Origin of the sequence: uncultured Roseibium sp. (assembly GCF_947494555.1) — a bacterium.
Classification (GTDB): Bacteria; Pseudomonadota; Alphaproteobacteria; order Rhizobiales; family Stappiaceae; genus Roseibium.
The window spans coordinates 1265811-1283758 of record NZ_CANLVF010000002.1; the positions used below are offsets into that span (position 1 = coordinate 1265811).

Consider the following 17948-nt stretch of genomic DNA (forward strand, 5'->3'; position numbering starts at 1 on the left):
GGGGTTCAAGGAAGAACCGAGACGATTTTTCAAGCTCTTGATTTGTCGGAGCCTTTTCGAACTCTCCAGGCAAATTCGGTTCAGGCGTTCCGGAAATTACAAGACCCTGTCTTGATCACGTGTCCAGAATACGGTAAAAAGAACAAAATAGGAACATCCGAGGTTAGCAATGCAGTTTGTCAGCCCTTTGCAAGGCCATTCTTCCGTTGTCCTGTCGTCAGAGGCAGCCGGCTCCGAAGTGCCGCAGGCAACCGATGTGACACCTGAAGATGTGCACCAGATGATCATCTATCTGCGCAAGGCAAAGGACCGGGCAATCGCCATTCGAGAGCAAAGTCCTGCAGGCAGTTACATGGAAAGCGTTCTGGTCAGAACGATCGACGGAATAACACTCGAACTGTCGCAGCTTGACTATCTGCTCGCCCGGAGCCCTGTCAAAGTTGTTGATCCCAATCTGTCTGCCCGTCGGATGCGGCCAGCGATCTGATCATCGGGATAGCCGGCGAAAAGTGTGCTGCGTTCAATCCGTCAGCGGTACTTGGCAGCCGTGATGAATTCCCCAAAGGCCTCACACCAGACCAGCACGGTGTTGTAGTCGTCGATGCTTACCGTCTCGGGCACATCAACGATAAAGCCGTCGAATGTCTTGATGTCACCAAGCTGGACAGCGCTTTCCTTGACGGCCTCGAACCCGGCCTCGTCCTCTACGAATTCCTTGACGAGATAGAGCTTGTAGTCGGGACCGGGAGACAACTCTCCCTTATGCACGATCCGCTGGGGAGAAATGCTAAACGTGCCCTCGCCCCAGTGCAGGAAATCGCTGCCTGCAAGGTCTCTTGTCAGGCTGGCCTCATACTGTGCGCCCGCGGCCGCCTCGGCCAGAACAGCTTCGTCCGGCCCCTGCGGTTCGGTCAGGATTGGCAGGAAATACACCCCGAGGGCGAACCCGACGGCTAGTACGGCTCCATGGGATACCAAAAGCAGAATCAGACGCAACATGTCGGGTCCTCAATATCACATTGACGTGTGCCACACCTAAGCAGCACTGGCGGGCGTTCAACCCAATCTACCATGACGTTTCCGTGCGCTGCAGTTTATGCGTTCCGCGAGCCCATCTTGAACTCAGGAGGCTACTTCGTCACCCGGCGCTGTCTGCCAGACTGGATTGCCTCGGCTTTAGATACACAATGAGGCTATTCAAATCAGGTGGAACGTTGGGTTGATGCACCAACAATCCATTGGCACTGATAAAGCTTATACAATCGCTTCATTCGCTGGTCCGAGAAGGACGTCCGCAAAGGGATCCTCATCACATTCTTGCAAGCCAGAGACCGTTCTGGACGCCTCGCAGCCAACAAGGAACAGCTGTTCTGATTGAGGTTAGTAAGCGATCCGAACCAGTTGTACTTTGAGATGACATATCGGGGCCGGGAACTGACATTTCACAACACCTACTACTGGTAAAAGTATCGAGCTTTTTCGAGGCGTCGGCTTGCGGATTGCCGCAAACATGCTTAACCCTCTATTGAAATCGGAGGGGCATCAATGTCAGGCATCTTTGCAGCGGAACTGATCTTTCCGGGGCATACAGCCAAGCGCAATACTCAATTTGGCGATACATTATTGGCTGGATTGGACGCTTCAATACCGCTTCGCAATCTTCTTCTTGCGACAGCGGCAGGCGCAGGTGTTCTCATCGGCCATTCGCAACCTTTGACTGCGCAAACAGTCATCCCTCCAAGTTCTGGTTCATGTATCGTTTCGGGCACCAGTGCGACGTGTACCGGGGACGTGTCATCGGGCGTCGCTGCCAGCGCACCTCTCACAACGCTCAACGTGAACAATCTGACGCAGGATATTGCTCCCGCCTCCGGAGTGGATGGCATCGACCTTACCAGCACGACGGCGCAGGATATTACTATCGATGTCGATTTGGGGTCATCTTCGATCACTTCGACTGGCGCATCCAATGGTATCGACGCCCGGCTTGGTGCCTTCCTTGCTAACGTGGACGGAAACGTAACAGTTACTTCCGAAGGGACCGTAACCGGAGGTCGTGATGGCATAAACGCCGATCACTTTGGCAACGGCAACATGACGATCACCTCCACTGGTGCGATTACGGCTGGAACAGCGATAGGTATTGACGCGAGCAAGGAAGGAGGCGACGGTGCAATCACGATAACCAATACGGGCGATATCGACGCTAACAGTGATGGCATCAATGCATTTTTGCGCCTAGAAGGCAGTGTCACTGTAACGTCCACCGGCAATATTACCTCCCAAAACGGCATTGGAATTGATGCTTCTGGAGGAGGTGCCGCGAGCACCGTCGTTACGTCCGTGGGCAACATCACCGCGCAGAACGAAGGCATTGAGGCATCTTCCGAAAATAGTGTCACGGTGAGTTCTACTGGTAACGTTTATTCAGCAACGAGAACTGGCATTGAGGCCGAGGTCGATACCGGATCTGCGACCGTCACTTCCTCAGGTGACGTAACTTCTGCTGTGGGCGACGCCTTACGGATAGACGTCAACACTTCCGGCACCAGCACCGTTAATCTGATGAGTGGAGCAATTGACGGCGGAACCGGGACAGGCGCCGGTGTTTCGTTCGAAGGTGCTGCCGGGGTCTCCAATACGCTCAACAACTATGCATCCATAACAGCTCAATCGGGTCTTGCGCTGAGCGGGGAGAATGGTGACGAATTAATCAACAACTCCGGCACGATTACCGGTAATGTGACCCTTGGTGCAGGGACCAACACGTTCAACAACCTGTCAACTGGTATCTTCAATTCCGGAACAACCGTTACGCTTGGAGCGGGAAACAGTTTGACCAATGCCGGTAACCTCTCTCCGGGTGGGGCATCGGCAGTCAGCAACACCGCGTTGACCGGGAATCTTACGCAAACCAGCAGCGGAACGACGACAATCACAGTGGATACGACAGCCGGAACGGCGGACCGTATCGATGTGAGCGGATCAGCCTCTTTCAACGGTACGATCACGCCGCAATTGATTAATCTCACGGCAGGCCAACAATCGTCCACCATCATTTCGGCTTCCGGTGGCGCGGTGAATGCCGGCCTTGCCGTCGCGACCAGTCCCGCCTTGCAGGCAAGTCTTTCGTATCCGAATGCAAACGACATTGTTCTCAGTACGTCGATTGATTTGGCTGTTAGCGGCCTGAATTCCAATCAAGCCAGTGTTGCTAACAGTCTGAATACCGCACTCAGTGCGGGGCCGGGAGACATGGAGCCCATTTTGAGCGCTCTTGTGAATGGTGTTTTCAGTTTGGGAGCATATCAGGAGGCGCTTGACCAACTGTCGGCAGAGGTTTTTCTAAACACTGAAACCGCGTCTCTCTTTGCGGCAAACGACTTTTCCAACCTGTTGTTTTCCTGCGACCTTGCCGGGGACGGTTTATCCGCGATCAGTGAAGGTCAGTGCGTTTGGGTACGCCCGCACGGTCGGTTTACCAGTCGGAACGACAGCAGCAGTGCCGTCGGGTTTCAAGAAAATACAGGTGGCCTTGCTGCCGGTGTTCAGCTGGAGCTTGCTCCGAGTTGGTATGCTGGCCTTGGGCTCGGATATGAGCGCTTCTCACTGAGCACAAATGCAAATGCCGACAGCGACGGGAACCGCTTCACTGCCGGTGCAACACTTAAATATCAAAATGGTGCTTTCCTGTTTGCTACCGCGCTCAGCGGAGGCATCGACACCTACAACACTGACCGGACCATCAACTTCGGGGGATTAGATCTTGTTTCCGGTTCTGATCACAATGTATCTCATGTGACCGCACAGGCTCGTGCCGCATATCTGCTAACGCACGAAACGTGGTTCTTTAAGCCCCAGCTCGATGTGAATGTCACACACCTCAATCGTGGTGGCGTTACTGAGAGTGGCGGCGGCGGCGCAAATTTGAGCGTTTCAAGCAGTTCAGATACCTACGTATCTATTTCACCCGCATTGGAAATCGGCAATGAGATCGAGCTGTTTGAGAACAGTCTTCTGCGGCCGTATGTCAGGGCCGGTTTGAGCTATTATGCTGACAGTGACCATGGTGTCACAGCAAGTTTTGCAAATGCTTCGGCTGGTACCAGCGCGTTCACCAACTCTTCGGATTTTGGAGATGTGTTTGCTGATGTTGCCGTTGGTGCCACGGCGTTTTTAAACGAAGGCACAACGATGAAGCTTTCATACGACGGTTTGTTTTCATCAGACACCCAGCAACACGGATTTTCACTCAAGGGAAGCGTGAGGTTCTAATCCGTCCTTGGAAGCATCATTGCGATGCGCGCGCCCTTGGCGGTCGCGGGTCAACCTCACGGTCTAAACGCGGCGAGGCAAGCGCGGAAATTGACCAGGAGGTTCATCATTTCATTGCGCGAGAAAAGCCATTGTGTGGATTAGCGCAAAAGGCTGATGCTTTAGAGCATCCCTTCAACAATGGTTGTCGTACTGCAATTTCTTGCAGGCCCATCTGACGAGAGTGTCAAACAACACAATCAACCCTGCCCGGGTCACTAACCGCTATGCCAGGCTTGAACGGCAATCTCATACGAGCGGCGCTGCGCAGCAAAAAAGGTCGTAGTATTCAGACCTAGGCGGCCGCCTCGTCACCCGGTGCCGTTTGCCAGCCGAGATCCGTCAGGGTGACGATCCGGTTGCCGCGCAGATCCGTCGCGCAGACCAGGAAGCCGCGTTCTTCCATGTGGCTCAACAGCCAGCGGGCCCGTCCCGGGGAACGTGTTCCGTATGCAGTCGCGATTTCAAGATTGCCCGGGCAAGGCGCTTTCGCCAGCGCGGCTTTCGCAAGAAGCAGGTAGACGCCGCGCATATCATCGGGCAGTTCGGCGGCAATCAATTCGGCCTGGGCCCAGGCACTGTCGTCCATCTCGCCCTTTTCGACACCTGCCCGGGCAACCGACAGTTTTTCGCGGAACGACTGCAGGTCAGGCGTGCCACCAGCCAGCTTTGCGATCCGGCACCGGACCTGGAAGTCCTGGTAGAGCGTCGCAATCGGCTGGAAAGCTGCTTCCTCGTCTTCAAGAATGCCCGCGATGATCTCTGCGATCCTGTCCTCGCGCTCGCTGAAGTCCAATAGGTTTTCCGGCTGCGGTGCTGTTTCACCGCTCGCCTGTTCCGCACTGGAGAGCTGATCGAGAACTTCGCCCGTCGATACGACGGGTTCGACATGGCGTTGACGGACAGGTACGGCTTCGCCCTCCGACCGCGTAAAAATGAGGTCCTTTGCCTCTTCCTTCGGCTGCTCAGGCAAGGGCATCAGCTTCGGGCTGCCGCCACGCCCCATGGTCTCGACCGGGCCGATCTTGATCGGTACCGGACGGCGTGACATTGCAGGCCCGAGCGCTATGAAATTGCCCCGGTCAAGGTTGCGGAAGCTCTCGGCCTGACGCCGCTCCATGCCGAGCAGGTCCGCCGCGCGCGCCATATCGATGTCCAGAAAGGTGCGTCCCATAAGAAAGTTCGAGGCTTCTGCGGCAACATTCTTGGCAAGTTTCGCCAGTCTCTGGGTCGCGATGATGCCTGCAAGACCGCGCTTTCGTCCGCGGCACATCAGGTTGGTCATCGCGCCGAGCGAGCGCCTGCGCGCCTCCTCGGTCACTTCGCCAGCGGCGGCTGGTGCAAACAACTGCGCCTCGTCGACAACCACAACCATCGGATACCAGAGGTCGCGGTCCGCGTCGAACAAGCCATCCAGAAATGTCGCGGCCGCCTTCATCTGACGGTCCGCATCGAGGCCTTCCAGATTGAGAACGACGGAGACCCGGTGTTGACGCACCCTGCCCGCGATCATCTGCAGGTCTTTTTCGGTGCCGACGGCATCGACAACAACGTGGCCGAACTTCTCGGCCAGCGACACGAAGTCGCCTTCCGGGTCGATGATCGCCTGCTGCACCCAGCTTGCCGACTGTTCCAGCAATCGTCTCAGAAGATGTGATTTTCCGGAGCCTGAATTGCCCTGAACGAGAAGACGCGTTGCCAGCAGCTCTTCCAGATCGAGCCCTGCGCGCGCGCCGCTCGTCATTTCCCCGATATCGATCTCAACTGTCATGCAACACTGTCCGGCGTTGACACGCCGCAAATTCTCCGCTTTCCCGCACGTTCAGGGTCGGAGTCAGCACGATTCCTGTGTCGTTGCAAAGTCCACCAGGTCGGAATCCGTCGTTTTCCCAGAAATCCTCAGCACACCGATTTGCATTATGAATACCCTTTCGCTCTTCACAAGGCGGTCTGGAACTCCATCTTAAATTAAGGTGAACCGCGTGTGGGAGAGAGTCTATGCAAATCCACTCTGACTTGAGTAAACGCGCTGTTGTGGAAAGTGCAAAGCTGGACTGGATCGCCTCGCCCATGAGAGGTGTTGAACGACGCATGCTGGAACGGGACGGCGGAGAAGTCGCGCGGGCCACAAGCCTTGTCAAATATGCCCCGGGTTCGGCGTTTTCCGCGCATACGCATGACCTTGGTGAAGAGTTTCTGGTTCTGGACGGCGTCTTTTCGGACGAAAGCGGTGATTTTCCGGCAGGCATGTATGTGCGCAATCCACCGGGCTCGCGCCATATTCCTTCAAGTGAACCGGGCGCTGTAATCCTGGTCAAACTGCGTCAGATGCAGCCAGATGACACCGCGTATATTCGTGTCGATACGCACGACCCGGCCGGCTGGCAGGCAGGCCGTGCGGGCGAGGCAATCCTGCCGCTTTTCATTCGTCCGGACGAAGAAGTCGTGATGCTGACCTGGGAGCGCGGCTCCCGATTTTCTGCGCAGTCATTTCCCAGCGGTGTGGAATACTATGTTCTTGAAGGCAGCTTTGAAGACCAGAACGGGCGATACGACGCAGGAACCTGGCTTCGCCTGCCTCCAGATAGCGTCCAGGACATCAGGACACAACAGGGCACGCGCCTTTGGCGCAAGACGGGCCATCTTGCTGTTTGAATGTCAGTTGCTAGGCGGCGCTGGACATTTTCTGGGCGACCGCCTTGTCCAGAACGGCGGATGCGATCTTCTTGTGAAACGGCAGGATCAGCGCGAGATAGGCGTGTCCGAACAGGTTATGGCGCTTGCAGCAGGTTGACGCGTAGACACGAGGCCGCGTTCCCTGCCGGCGAAAGACCGACAGTCTGAAATCCTGATGCCAGTCGTCTTCTCCCAGAACGATCTCGTTCTCGTTAACCCGGAAGATCCTGAAAAAACCGATCCGGTCACCCGGCTGGCGTTCGGCTACGGGTGTGTCCGACTGCTCGAGAGCCAGGTCGTCGGTGGTTTTCAACCCGAGCGGTTTCACGACCTTGTCGCGTAGGCTCAGGAGAGCGTTCATCCAGCCGATATCCGCCATCAACATGTGGTCGGCAAGAACGCGCATGTCCGCTTCCTGAAGATCCGGGCGCCCCTCAAGCGAAACTGAAAAGACGTCCAGATAATCGCGCGGCGAATAGTAGGTATTCAGGACGCTTTCTTTCGGCAACGTGTCGGATACGCTCATGATCGTGACCTCCTTGATGCACCGGCGGCAAAGATAGCCCATCGTCCGGTCAACCGCGCTGCGCGCTTTGACACACCTTGGCCGGGTCACGCAAATCGATGATTTAGGCAAACGCCGCTAATGCGCAGCGCACTCACAGATTGAAATTTCCGGAAAAATAGATCCTAAATTGCTCTGATTTCAATCGCGTCGCCGAACATTCCGGTTATGATGCCAAATGGTTGATTTAGATATGTTTCCGCTGGAGGGGTCATGAAAGCTGCAACGGTGTTCCTGGGATTGATTGCAGCGCTTGCTTCCGCGGTTGCCGCCTACGCACAGGACAGCGGCTCGACTGCGCAGAAAGTCGGCATCGCCAAAGTCCAGATGATCGCGCCCGACAACAGTGCCAGATATGTCGGTCGGGTCGAGGCGACAAAATCGGTCGAGATTGTCGCCCGCGTTGAAGGATATCTCACAGAGCGCAAGTTCACCGAAGGCGGCTTCGTCAAGAAAGGCGACCTGCTTTACGTGGTTGAAAAAGACCTCTACCAGGCCAGCGTCGACCAATCCAAGGCAACGCTCGAAGGCGCCAAGGCAACGCTTTCAAATTCCCAGATCGAGCTTGAGCGTCAAAGACAGCTTCTCGCCAAAGGAGACATTTCCCAGGCAACCTACGACGGCGCCAAGGCAACAACTGATGTCGATCAGGCCAATGTGGACGAGGCACAAGCGAACCTTGAAACGGCGGGGATCAATCTGGGTTACACGGATATTTTCAGTCCGATTGACGGCCGCATCAGCAAGACCAATGTCAATGTCGGCAACCTTGTCGATTCGAACACCGGGACGCTGACGACAATCACAAGCGTCGATCCGATCTATGTCAGTTTCTATATGGGTGAAAGAGACCTGATCGAGGACCGGGAAGCCGGTCTCATCGGCAACGAAAACGTCACTCTTCAGGTTGGCCTCACTCTTGCGGACGGATCGACTTATCCGACAGAGGGCAAGATCACTTATGTCGGCACGTCCGTGGAAGAAGGCAGCGACACGGTCGAACTGCGCGCTACATTCGACAATCCGAAAAACCTCCTGATCCCCGGGCAATTCGTCAACGTTCTGGTCAAGGACGAAAACCAGCAGACGGTGGCTGCCATTCCGCAGCCGGCGATCCAGCTCGACACGAAAGGTCACTTTGTCTTTGTCGTCGATGCAAACAACAAGGTGGAACGCCGCGACGTGGTGCTTGGCCGGCAAACAGGCACACTTTGGGAAGTGAAGTCCGGTCTCAAGCAAGGCGAACGGGTGGTCGTGCAAGGTCTGCAGCGCGTCAGCCCCGGTTCGACCGTCGACCCAGTGGAAGCGAAGAGTTAAAAGAGACCTCCGGCCATGCTATCCAAGTTTTTTATCGACCGTCCGAATTTTGCGCTCGTCCTCTCGCTTATCGCATCGCTCGTCGGGGTCATTGCAATCATTTTTATCCCGATTTCGGAATATCCCGACGTCACGCCGCCTCAGATTGTCGTGACGGCACAGTATCCGGGCGCTGATTCCGGTTTGATCGAGAAATCGGTTGCGATCCCCATTGAGGAACAGGTGAATGGCGTCGACAACATGCTGTACATGTCGTCGACGAGTTCAAACTCGGGTTCCTATCAGCTGACGATCACATTCGAGGTCGGGACCGACCCCGACATCGCTGCAGTGAATGTCCAGAACCGGGTCGCCCTTGCGGAACCGACCCTGCCGGACCCGGTCAAGACGCTTGGCGTTGCAACGCAAAAGCAATCCGCGAACATGCTCCAGGTGATCAACCTGGTGTCTCCGGACGAGAGCCGGGACGCGATCTTCCTGAGCAATTACGCCACGATCCATATGCAGGACCGCCTGTCGCGCCTGCCCGGCGTTGGTAGTGTGTCGCAATTCGGCCCGCTTGATTACAGCATGCGGGTCTGGATGAACCCGGAACAGATGTCGGCCCTGAACCTGACCGCCACCGACCTTTCAAACGCAATTCAGGCGCAAAATGCCCGCGCAACTGCCGGACAAATCGGCGGTGCCCCGTTTGCGGGCCCAACCGACCTGCAATTCACCCTGAAATCCCAGGGTCTTCTGGAAACGACCGATCAGTTCGGCGACATCGTCGTTTCCGGCGATACGTCAGGCCAGCTCGTTCGCCTGCGGGACGTGGCGCGTGTCGAACTCGGTTCCAGCTCTTATGCGGCCTACTCGGCCCTGAACAACAAGCCTGCGACCTCCATCGCCGTCTACCAGAGCCCAGGTGCAAACGCGCTCGATGTCGCAAGCCTTGTGACCGCCGAGCTTGAAAAGATGAAGGCCAACTTTCCCGAAGGTGTCGAATACGAACTTCTCTACGATATTACCAAGGCCGTGCGCGCCTCGATCGAGGAGATCCTGACAACCCTTGCCATCACCACTACCCTGGTTGTCTTCGTCGTTTTCATGTTCCTGATGAACTGGCGCGCCGTCATCATTCCAGCAGTCGCCATTCCCGTTTCGCTTCTCGGCACGCTCGCGGTGCTTTACCTGATCGGATTTTCCGCGAACCTGATCACGCTGTTCGGCATTGTCCTGGCGATTACGCTCGTGGTCGACGATGCGATCGTGATTATCGAAAACACCGAGCGGATCATGAGCGAGGAAGGGCTTGCGCCGCGCGAGGCCACGCTAAAGGCGATGGACCAGGTGACAAGTCCCATCGTGGCGACAACGTTTGTCTTGCTGGCCGTGTTCGTGCCTGTCTGTTTCTTTCCAGGCATCACCGGTCAGATCTATCTGCAATTCGCACTGACGATCACGGTTGCCTTCTGTCTGTCCGCCGTCAACGCCCTGACGCTGTCACCCGTGCTTTGTTCCATACTGCTTCGAAAATCGGACGCGAAGCCGCCGCGTTTTCTCGGTTTCTTCGCAAGGTTCTTAGATAAACTGCGCGATGGCTATGTGTGGCTGGTGCGGATCATGATCCGCAACGTCGCGCTGTCGCTGCTGATACTCGTTGCCGCCGGAGCGGCCACCGTGTTCATGTTCCGTGAAACGGCGACGGGATTCGTTCCGTTGGAAGACAAGGGCGTGCTCTTCGCCAATGTCCAGCTGCCGGACGGCGCATCGCTGCAGCGTTCGGACGCGCTCGCAAAGGAAATGACCAAGGTGATGCGGGAGGTCGACGGTGTCACCGATGTCATTTCCGTCACCGGTTTCAGCATCATCGCCGGGGAAGGTTCGAACTATGTCACCCTCATTCCGATCCTGGCGCCATGGGATGAGCGAAAGACAACGGCGACGCAATGGTACAGCATCCTTGGAGAACTGAACGCAAAGCTTGCGACCTTTGAAGAGGCGATCGCCTTCGTCTTTCCCCTGCCCCCGATCGACGGCCTTGGAATTTCGGGCGGTATCGCCGCACAAATCCAAGATGATGCCGGCGCAAGCGTTGTCGACCTCGGAGCTGTTACGAATGCCGTCCTTGCCGCGGCCAACAATGACCCGATTTTCATGCAGGTTTTCAGTTCTCTGTCGGCGAACACACCGCAATATCAGGTTGATCTGAACCGCGACAAGGCGGAGGCGCTTGGTGTCGATGTCAGCGATATCTTTACGGCCCTGCAGGCCAATCTCGGCTCCTACTACGTCAACAACTTCATTCTCGACGGCAAGATCTTCTGGGTAATCCTCGCCTCGGATGCGGAATACCGGCAAACGCTTGAGGATGTAGGCAACATTTATGTCCGCGGATCCTCGGGCGACATGATACCGCTCGGCACGCTCGTCAGTCTCACCCCCGTCATCGGCCCCCAGAGCGTGACGAGATACGACATGGTGCGCTCGGCTGCTGTCCAGGGCCTGACCAATACAGGCTTCAGCACCGGCGACGGAATCGAGGCGTTCCAGAAAGTTACCGAAGATGTTCTGCCAAAGGGATATTCGGTCGAGTGGACCGGCATGTCGCTTCAGGAAATCGAGGCCGGTTCCTATGTCATCTACATCTTCCTGCTGGCGTTCCTCTTTGCCTATCTCTGCCTTGTTGCACAATATGAGAGCTGGCTGCTGCCTATTGCCGTGATGCTCTCGGCGGTCTTCGCGGTTTGCGGCGCCATGATCCCGCTCTACCTGATCGACGTGCTCAACAACAACATCTACGCGCAGATCGGCATGGTCCTTCTGATCGGCCTGGCCGCCAAGAAAGCGATTATGCTTGTTGAGTTTTCGCGCAATTGCCGTGACGAAGGCATGAGCATCACGGAGGCTGCGATCAGCGCGGCCCACACACGTTTCCGTCCGGTCACGATGACAGGACTTTGCTTCATCATCGGCGTTCTGCCGCTGGTCTTTGCAAGCGGAGCGGGCTCAGCGAGCCGGGTGTCGATCGGCCTTCCCGTCTTTGCCGGAATGATCCTCGACAGCACCATCGGTCTCTTGATGATTCCGGTCCTTTATGTTGCCGTTCAGGGTCTCAGGGAAAAGCTGTTCGGCAAGACCGGACATACCTCAGAGAAGACGCAGGTAAGTGCGGGTGGATAGTTGAGAATTGTGAACTGACTCATTGCAGGCATCCGACAACCATCCGTCTGGCTCCTGCTTGAGATTACGGCGACCTGCTTATACCAAGCTCAAGAAATAAGAACCGATCTGACCGGGTTTGAAGGCTGTTCGGCAAGAAGCAGGTTGCAGCGCGATATGGTTTATCGTCCAAAACCTGCGACGCGGCAGAACAGCCTTCAAACGTGGCCTTCGGTGGCCTGTTCCGGCTCTCCGGACGGCGTTGCCTTGTTTGAACGGCCAACCAGGCCGTCCTGCACAAAGCGCCTTGCCGGCAAACCGGAACAACGCCATCAGATAGGTCCTTATTTCTTGAGCTTGGTATTACTGCCACGTTCCGGCGAAGGCGATTTCGCTTAAAGGCATGCGCTGACTTGGTGTCTCACGCTCCTGCAGGCTTTCGGAAAGGTTGCCGGGGTCCCCGCGTTTGCCAATTGCGATCGCGACTTCCGGTTTGAATCGCTGCGGCACCCCAAGCCGGTCATGGATCTCATCCCTCAGGATCCCAGCCATTGCATGCGTGTGATAGCCGAGTGTTGTCGCCTGAAGCGCGACATGGGCCCATGCTGTCCCGGCATCGAAGGAATGGGTTCCACTCGGCCGGTTCGGCTTGCCATTCTTGCCGTCCACTTCGCTATCCGAAAAAAGATACAAAAGAGCCGATGCGTGCTGCGCCCAGTCGAGATTGAACGGGTTGAGCAGATCGACAAGCTTCTGCCAATCGGCATCCTGCCGGCGTGCATAAACAAAGCGCCAGGGCTGTATGTTGAAGGCAGACGGTGCCCATCGCGCTGCCTCGAGAATAATTTTCAGGTCGGCTTCGGGCATTTCGGAAGCGTCGAAAGCGCGCGGCGACCACCGCGCGATGAACAGGTCCTTGACGGGATGATCGGGATTTCGGCCAGACATGGATGGTATCTCCAAAACGATCCGGGCTTCTAACCTGTCCGGACGCTTCGGAGATAGCTGTATTTCATATTGAGATACAGAAACGCGACACAAAGATCGGTCAGTTGACTGGGACCGCTTGCGCTGCCCTCTCCGGGCGCGCCCCGGGCGCCGGAGCAACCAAAATAGCCGACAGGACAAGAAGGGCACAAACCATTTCGAGCACGCCGAATTTTTCACCAAAAACAAACCAGCCGACCAGAAACATCGTTGGCAACTCGAAACTGCCGGCCGCCGCTGTTCGCATCGGACCAATTTTCTGGCATGCAACTGTGTACATGAGCTGCGGGATCAGCGCGGTAATCAGTCCCATGAGTACCACCAGCCACCAACCGTCAAGGGTGGACGGCAGGAGCGCACCTCCGCTTTCCTGAAGGGCAAGAGGCAGGAGCCCCAGGATCGAACCGATCAATGTGCTGACGGCGCGTTCCAGCGAACTGAGATCGCGGGCAAGTCCACTCAGGACGACGATCAGAAAACCAAAGGCGACCGGTGTCGGAATAGCCCAGACCAGAACCGCAAAGACTTCCGGGGACAGAGACGCCGGGTCGAGCAGAAGCGCAGCCGCACCGATCACAAGACCAGCTGCCGCAAAGGTTCTCCAGGACAGCGCCTGCTTGAGCAATACCCATGCAAAGAATGCTGCGAATGCGGGGTAGGACATATAGACCACGCCAGCAGCTGCCAGTGGCGCAACGCTGATTGCTTCCACGTATCCGATCATGCTGAGTGCGAAAACAGCTCCAGCGGCGCCCAGCAGCAGCGCGGGACCTCGCTTGTGCCTGGCTCTTGGAACGAATGGCAGCAAGACAAGGACCGAGATTCCGTAACGGTAGAGCGCGATCGTCGCCGGACCCGTTCCCATGTCCTGCAATTCACGGACAAAAACCGGCACGAGGCCGAAACAAAGCGAGGCCGCGATGATCGTGAGTGTGGCCACTGCCGGACTGAAGCTGACTCGGGGAAGCGAAAGGTTTGACATGCATTTTTGTTACCTCGCATTTCATCATAAATGAAATTCTTAGTTTTCATTCTTTTCATGAAATGATTTCATACACTCATGATTCCAAAGCTTGCCATTCACCATTTGACACTGCTCTCCGCCATTCAGGAAACGGGGAGCATGACACTTTCTGCCGCGCGTCTTGGGATTACCCAGTCCGCGGCCTCCCACAGGCTGCGTGAAGCGGAACGCCGGGTCGGGCTCACGCTCGTCCAACGCGGCGAGTCAGGTCTGCATCTGACGTCTGGAGGCGAACGATTGCGCCGCCTGGGAGAGACTTTTCTTGCGGAACTTTTTCGGCTCGAGCAGGAACTCGAGGCCTCCGAGCAGGAAAAACGTATCCTTGTGCGGTTGGGTCAGGCGACTTATAGCCGATTCCACTGGTTTCCGGCCTTTCTGGAATACCTGGAGAAGGAGGACCGTGGACTGACGGTCGATTTGTCGGCTAGTGCGACGTCGCACCCGTTGGCATCGCTGGTCAACGGGTCGGTTGACGTTTCGCTGTTTTTTGGACGGGAACCCGCCCATGCCCAGTTCACGTCCGTCAAGCTTGGATCCGACCCGATCGTGGCAGTCATGTCGAGACACCACGCGCTTGCGGCGGAACCGGTGGTCAACAGTCTCAATATGGGGGACGAACGCTTTTTCGTTTACCCGCTTGCCGCCGAACCCGGCTTTGACTGGACAACGCTCCTCGGCCCACCCGTTGAACCCTTCAGGCGTCTGACATCAATGCCGACCCCTGAGGCGGTCATAGACCTCGTGCGCGCCAATTTCGGGGTTGCGCTGTTCAGTCAGTGGGCCATCGAACCGGAGTTGGCAGACGGCACACTTGTTGCCAGACCCATTGCCGACGAGGGCATGTTTCTCGACTGGTGGTGCGTCAGGCGGGCATCCGATCCAGACGACAGTCCGGCAGCCCTTCTTGCGGATGCCCTTTTGACATGGAGCAGATTGTCCGACCGGGCGCTGTCCACGCTCGGGTTCGGCGCGGAGGAACCAACCGCTGAAAACATGTCGTAAATTCAGTTATGTTAATCTCGCGAAGCTGCCTTAAGGTGATAACCGTTTTGGGGGCATGTCGGCCCGGGTCCCGCTAGGCATGAGGAACGTCGCAGAATGGCATTATCCGAAAAAGAGCGCAAACGAGGCCTTGTTCTTGCCGTCGGGTGCCTCGGCGGCCTCGTTATGCTCGATGAGACTGTCCTGGGCGTTTCCCTGCCGGCCATTCGCGAACACTTTCAGCTTTCCGCGACAACTTCACACTGGATCATCAACGCGTATATGCTCGCGTTCACCTGCTTTGCCGCTGTCGGCGGCAAAGCCATCGACCTGTTCGGCTTCCGGCCCGCGCTCATAGCCTGCAGCATCGTCTTAGCCGTCTCAAGCCTCGTTGCGGGCTTCGCAGACAGCATTTCCATCCTGATTTCGATGCGCGTTGTTCAGGGCTTTTGTGCCGCCATCATGTTTCCCATGACGCTTGCCGCTGCAACACTGACTTTCGATGAGAACGAGCGCGGCAGGGCGATTGGGACTCTCGCCTCCATGGCGACGATATTTCTGGCAGCAGGCCCGTTGCTCGGCGGCATTCTGACGGACTTTCTGTCTTGGCGCTGGGTTTTCTGGATCAACATTCCTGTTGTTGTCACAGGATGCGTTCTTGCCTGCATCCTCTGGCGCAATCCGGAAAAGCCGCGACCACGCCCGGTCGTCGACCCGATTGGCCTGGTTCTTCTTCTGATAGGGCTTACGGCATTCATCTTCGGCCTGATGGAAGGTCCGGACTTTGGCTGGATTTCACCCGTTATCGCAGGAACGATTGTCGGTGGAATTGTTGGACTTGCGGTTTTTGTCGTTTACGAAGCCCGAAAAGCCAAACCGCTGATCGACGTTCGCCTTTTCAAACTGCCCCCGTTTCATGCAAGCACAATGATTATCCTGCTTACGCAGATGAGCAAGATCGTGGTTGCCATCTACGTTCCGCACTTTCTCCAGCTTGAGTTATCCTATTCCGCGTTCTGGGCTGGACTTGGCACCGTGATCGCTGTTTTGCCCATGCCGATCCTGGCAGCTCCTGCGGGCAATTTCTCTGACAAATACGGGTCACGAAAACCGGTACTCGTTTCAATGGCGTTGCTTGCCGTCTCGTGCATCCTGGTCGGCGTCGTGATGCTCCTCGACAATTATTGGGTGCTGGCACCGGCCTTGCTGCTGTGGGGTGTTTTCCTGCCCTTCGCCATGATCCCGACAGGGCGTATCACGGCAAATGCGGTCCCGAGGGACAAACAGGGCGAAGTCAGTGGCCTCATTATCAGCGCACGGCTCGTCGGCGGTACGCTCGGCGTGACGCTCGGAAGCGTGCTTTTGGCGATGGGAGCCGATTTCACCTCGATATTCGTGACCATGGGCGTCCTGCTCGCGCTCGCGTGCGCCTACAGCTCCATCGCACTGGAACATGATTCAACGCCATAGCCAGGAAACAACTGCATGACGGAATTCAGGGCGCAGACCCTTGCAGAAATGATTGCCGACGGTGCAATACACGCACTCGGCATCTTCCTCGGTCTCACTGCTTCCGTCGTCCTTGCAGTAACCCTGTGGAACAATGATGACCCCACACGGCAAATCACCGTGATGATCTACGCTGCCTGCCTGATGACCATGCTCATCTGTTCTGCGCTCTACAACATGCTGGCCAAGGATCACAAGTCAGGTCTCTTGAGGCGGCTCGATCACGCGGCAATTTTCCTGATGATCGCAGGCACATACACGCCGCTTGCCGCCGTCATCATCGGCGGCTGGACCGGCGGTGTTCTGCTGGCCATCGTGTGGACCGGCGCCTTGACCGGCGCGCTGCTGAAGCTGGTGCATCTGACGCGTACCGAACGCCTGACCCTGCCGATTTATCTCGGCCTTGGATGGGTGGTCGTCTTTGCGGCCAATCCACTTATCGAGAAAGCGTCGGCATTCGGTTTTTACATGATCCTCGCGGGCGGATTGCTCTATACGATCGGCACGATCTTCTATGCGTGGAAGCGTCTACCCTTCCAGAATGCCATCTGGCATGCGTTCGTGCTCGCCGCCGCCGTTTGCCACTTCGGCGCGGTTCTCCACGATGTGGCGCTTACATAGGTTTGCCTGGGCATTCAGTATTATGCTTCGGCGTTGGGGTCCTTGCCCAGAACCACCACCTTCGTGCGCAGCGGAACGCGATTGAACAGGTCGATCACATCCTGCTGCCACATCCGGATACAGCCGGAAGAAACGCTCTTGCCGATCGACGACGGCTGGTTTGTTCCATGGATCCGGTAGAGCGTGTCCGTTGATCCCTGCCAGAGATCCATGGCGCGCGCGCCAAGCGGATTTCTGAGACCGGGCGGAAAGCCTTTTTCCCAATACCGTTCCAGAGACGGCTTGCGTGCAATCATTTCACGTGGAGGGCGCCAGATCGGGTGTTCCCGCTTGACGCGGATCAGCGCATCGCCGTTCCAGGCAAACCCGGCACGGCCGACGCCAATGCCATATCGAAGCGCTTTCTTGTTGCCGAGCGTCCAATAAAGGTAGTTGTTGTAGGGATCGACGATGATCGTGCCAGGCATTTCGCGGGTTCGGTACTCCACGACCTGACGCAGGTAGCTCTCGTCGAAACTCTGGTAGTTCACCGCAGGCCAGGTGTAATCGCCGTCGGGCAGCTCCGCGTAAGCGGTGGCATAGTCGAAACTCTCGTCCGGCAATTCCGCCTGATCCGGCAGGCCGACCACCGTCTGGCACCCGGTCAGGGCAGCACCTGTGAGCAACAGGCTGCCGGTCATCAATGTGCGGCGTGAGAGCAGTCCAGTCTCGGTCACTGACAAATTCTCCTTCGGCGGCATGCCTTGCATCATGACGCCCAAAAAATCCGGCCCTTTTCTTGGGCCAGCTTTTCAACAGTTGCAAGTCACA

General features: G+C 56.7%; 14 protein-coding genes. 8 read left to right on the plus strand and 6 right to left on the minus strand.

The genetic code is table 11. The features are described 5' to 3' along the window. The first annotated feature begins 169 nt into the window (after nt 1–169). Nucleotides 170–487 (plus strand): hypothetical protein, encoded by a 318-nt coding sequence (locus Q0915_RS14315; RefSeq protein WP_299472202.1) that lies wholly within the window; start codon nt 170–172, stop codon nt 485–487. 41 nt (nt 488–528) lie between these two features. Here Q0915_RS14315 and Q0915_RS14320 read toward each other — a convergent pair whose 3' ends face one another. Next, a complete protein-coding gene (locus Q0915_RS14320) occupies nt 529–999 on the minus strand; it encodes a DM13 domain-containing protein (protein ID WP_299472203.1) in 471 nt (156 codons plus the stop codon). A gap of 546 nt (nt 1000–1545) precedes the next feature. Between Q0915_RS14320 and Q0915_RS14325 the strand changes: the two genes are divergently transcribed. Beyond that, nucleotides 1546–4275: an autotransporter outer membrane beta-barrel domain-containing protein gene (locus Q0915_RS14325; RefSeq protein ID WP_299472204.1), complete on the plus strand. Its 2730-nt coding sequence runs from the start codon at nt 1546–1548 to the stop codon at nt 4273–4275. Nucleotides 4276–4609: 334 nt separating this feature from the next. Here the strand turns inward: Q0915_RS14325 and Q0915_RS14330 are convergent, their stop codons facing one another. After that, the gene (locus Q0915_RS14330; protein ID WP_299472205.1) at nt 4610–6085 is read right to left on the minus strand and encodes an ATP-binding protein; all 1476 of its coding nucleotides are present in this window, start codon (nt 6083–6085) and stop codon (nt 4610–4612) included. A 227-nt stretch (nt 6086–6312) separates the two neighbouring features. Here Q0915_RS14330 and Q0915_RS14335 point away from each other — a divergent pair, with 227 nt between their 5' ends. Beyond that, nucleotides 6313–6969: a cupin domain-containing protein gene (locus Q0915_RS14335; RefSeq protein WP_299472206.1), complete on the plus strand. Its 657-nt coding sequence runs from the start codon at nt 6313–6315 to the stop codon at nt 6967–6969. Nucleotides 6970–6979: 10 nt separating this feature from the next. Here the strand turns inward: Q0915_RS14335 and Q0915_RS14340 are convergent, their stop codons facing one another. Beyond that, nucleotides 6980–7516 (minus strand): DUF2867 domain-containing protein, encoded by a 537-nt coding sequence (locus tag Q0915_RS14340; RefSeq protein WP_299472207.1) that lies wholly within the window; start codon nt 7514–7516, stop codon nt 6980–6982. 252 nt (nt 7517–7768) lie between these two features. Between Q0915_RS14340 and Q0915_RS14345 the strand changes: the two genes are divergently transcribed. Together Q0915_RS14345 and Q0915_RS14350 are read left to right on the plus strand one after the other, a co-directional pair. After that, nucleotides 7769–8872, plus strand: a complete 1104-nt coding sequence (locus tag Q0915_RS14345; RefSeq protein WP_299472208.1) for an efflux RND transporter periplasmic adaptor subunit — start codon at nt 7769–7771, stop codon at nt 8870–8872. Between the two features lie 15 nt (nt 8873–8887). Beyond that, nucleotides 8888–12037: an efflux RND transporter permease subunit gene (locus Q0915_RS14350; protein WP_299472209.1), complete on the plus strand. Its 3150-nt coding sequence runs from the start codon at nt 8888–8890 to the stop codon at nt 12035–12037. Nucleotides 12038–12379: 342 nt separating this feature from the next. On the opposite strand, the gene Q0915_RS14355 is transcribed toward Q0915_RS14350, so the two are convergent. Continuing rightward, complete coding sequence (locus Q0915_RS14355; RefSeq protein ID WP_299472210.1) at nt 12380–12964, minus strand: nitroreductase family protein; 585 nt, start codon at nt 12962–12964, stop codon at nt 12380–12382. A 100-nt stretch (nt 12965–13064) separates the two neighbouring features. Continuing rightward, the gene (locus Q0915_RS14360) at nt 13065–13985 is read right to left on the minus strand and encodes a DMT family transporter (RefSeq protein ID WP_299472211.1); all 921 of its coding nucleotides are present in this window, start codon (nt 13983–13985) and stop codon (nt 13065–13067) included. 78 nt (nt 13986–14063) lie between these two features. Here Q0915_RS14360 and Q0915_RS14365 point away from each other — a divergent pair, with 78 nt between their 5' ends. From Q0915_RS14365 to Q0915_RS14375, 3 genes are all read left to right on the plus strand, one after another. Further along, a complete protein-coding gene (locus tag Q0915_RS14365) occupies nt 14064–15029 on the plus strand; it encodes a LysR family transcriptional regulator (RefSeq protein ID WP_299472212.1) in 966 nt (321 codons plus the stop codon). 96 nt (nt 15030–15125) lie between these two features. Continuing rightward, nucleotides 15126–16478, plus strand: a complete 1353-nt coding sequence (locus Q0915_RS14370) for an MFS transporter (protein WP_299472213.1) — start codon at nt 15126–15128, stop codon at nt 16476–16478. Between the two features lie 15 nt (nt 16479–16493). Next, entirely contained in the window at nt 16494–17138 is a 645-nt protein-coding gene (locus tag Q0915_RS14375) for a hemolysin III family protein (RefSeq protein ID WP_299472214.1), read from the plus strand. A 20-nt stretch (nt 17139–17158) separates the two neighbouring features. On the opposite strand, the gene Q0915_RS14380 is transcribed toward Q0915_RS14375, so the two are convergent. Continuing rightward, nucleotides 17159–17878: a L,D-transpeptidase gene (locus Q0915_RS14380; RefSeq protein WP_299472215.1), complete on the minus strand. Its 720-nt coding sequence runs from the start codon at nt 17876–17878 to the stop codon at nt 17159–17161. Between the last annotated feature and the right edge of the window lie 70 nt (nt 17879–17948).

Excerpts from the sequence above, each read along its gene's own strand:
- Q0915_RS14315 (WP_299472202.1), top strand. The coding sequence starts at position 170 with ATGCAGTTTGTCAGCCCTTTGCAAGGCCATTCTTCCGTTGTCCTGTCG.
- Q0915_RS14320 (WP_299472203.1), bottom strand. The coding sequence starts at position 999 with ATGTTGCGTCTGATTCTGCTTTTGGTATCCCATGGAGCCGTACTAGCC.
- Q0915_RS14325 (WP_299472204.1), top strand. The coding sequence starts at position 1,546 with ATGTCAGGCATCTTTGCAGCGGAACTGATCTTTCCGGGGCATACAGCC.
- Q0915_RS14330 (WP_299472205.1), bottom strand. The coding sequence starts at position 6,085 with ATGACAGTTGAGATCGATATCGGGGAAATGACGAGCGGCGCGCGCGCA.
- Q0915_RS14335 (WP_299472206.1), top strand. The coding sequence starts at position 6,313 with ATGCAAATCCACTCTGACTTGAGTAAACGCGCTGTTGTGGAAAGTGCA.
- Q0915_RS14340 (WP_299472207.1), bottom strand. The coding sequence starts at position 7,516 with ATGAGCGTATCCGACACGTTGCCGAAAGAAAGCGTCCTGAATACCTAC.
- Q0915_RS14345 (WP_299472208.1), top strand. The coding sequence starts at position 7,769 with ATGAAAGCTGCAACGGTGTTCCTGGGATTGATTGCAGCGCTTGCTTCC.
- Q0915_RS14350 (WP_299472209.1), top strand. The coding sequence starts at position 8,888 with ATGCTATCCAAGTTTTTTATCGACCGTCCGAATTTTGCGCTCGTCCTC.
- Q0915_RS14355 (WP_299472210.1), bottom strand. The coding sequence starts at position 12,964 with ATGTCTGGCCGAAATCCCGATCATCCCGTCAAGGACCTGTTCATCGCG.
- Q0915_RS14360 (WP_299472211.1), bottom strand. The coding sequence starts at position 13,985 with ATGTCAAACCTTTCGCTTCCCCGAGTCAGCTTCAGTCCGGCAGTGGCC.
- Q0915_RS14365 (WP_299472212.1), top strand. The coding sequence starts at position 14,064 with ATGATTCCAAAGCTTGCCATTCACCATTTGACACTGCTCTCCGCCATT.
- Q0915_RS14370 (WP_299472213.1), top strand. The coding sequence starts at position 15,126 with ATGGCATTATCCGAAAAAGAGCGCAAACGAGGCCTTGTTCTTGCCGTC.
- Q0915_RS14375 (WP_299472214.1), top strand. The coding sequence starts at position 16,494 with ATGACGGAATTCAGGGCGCAGACCCTTGCAGAAATGATTGCCGACGGT.
- Q0915_RS14380 (WP_299472215.1), bottom strand. The coding sequence starts at position 17,878 with ATGCCGCCGAAGGAGAATTTGTCAGTGACCGAGACTGGACTGCTCTCA.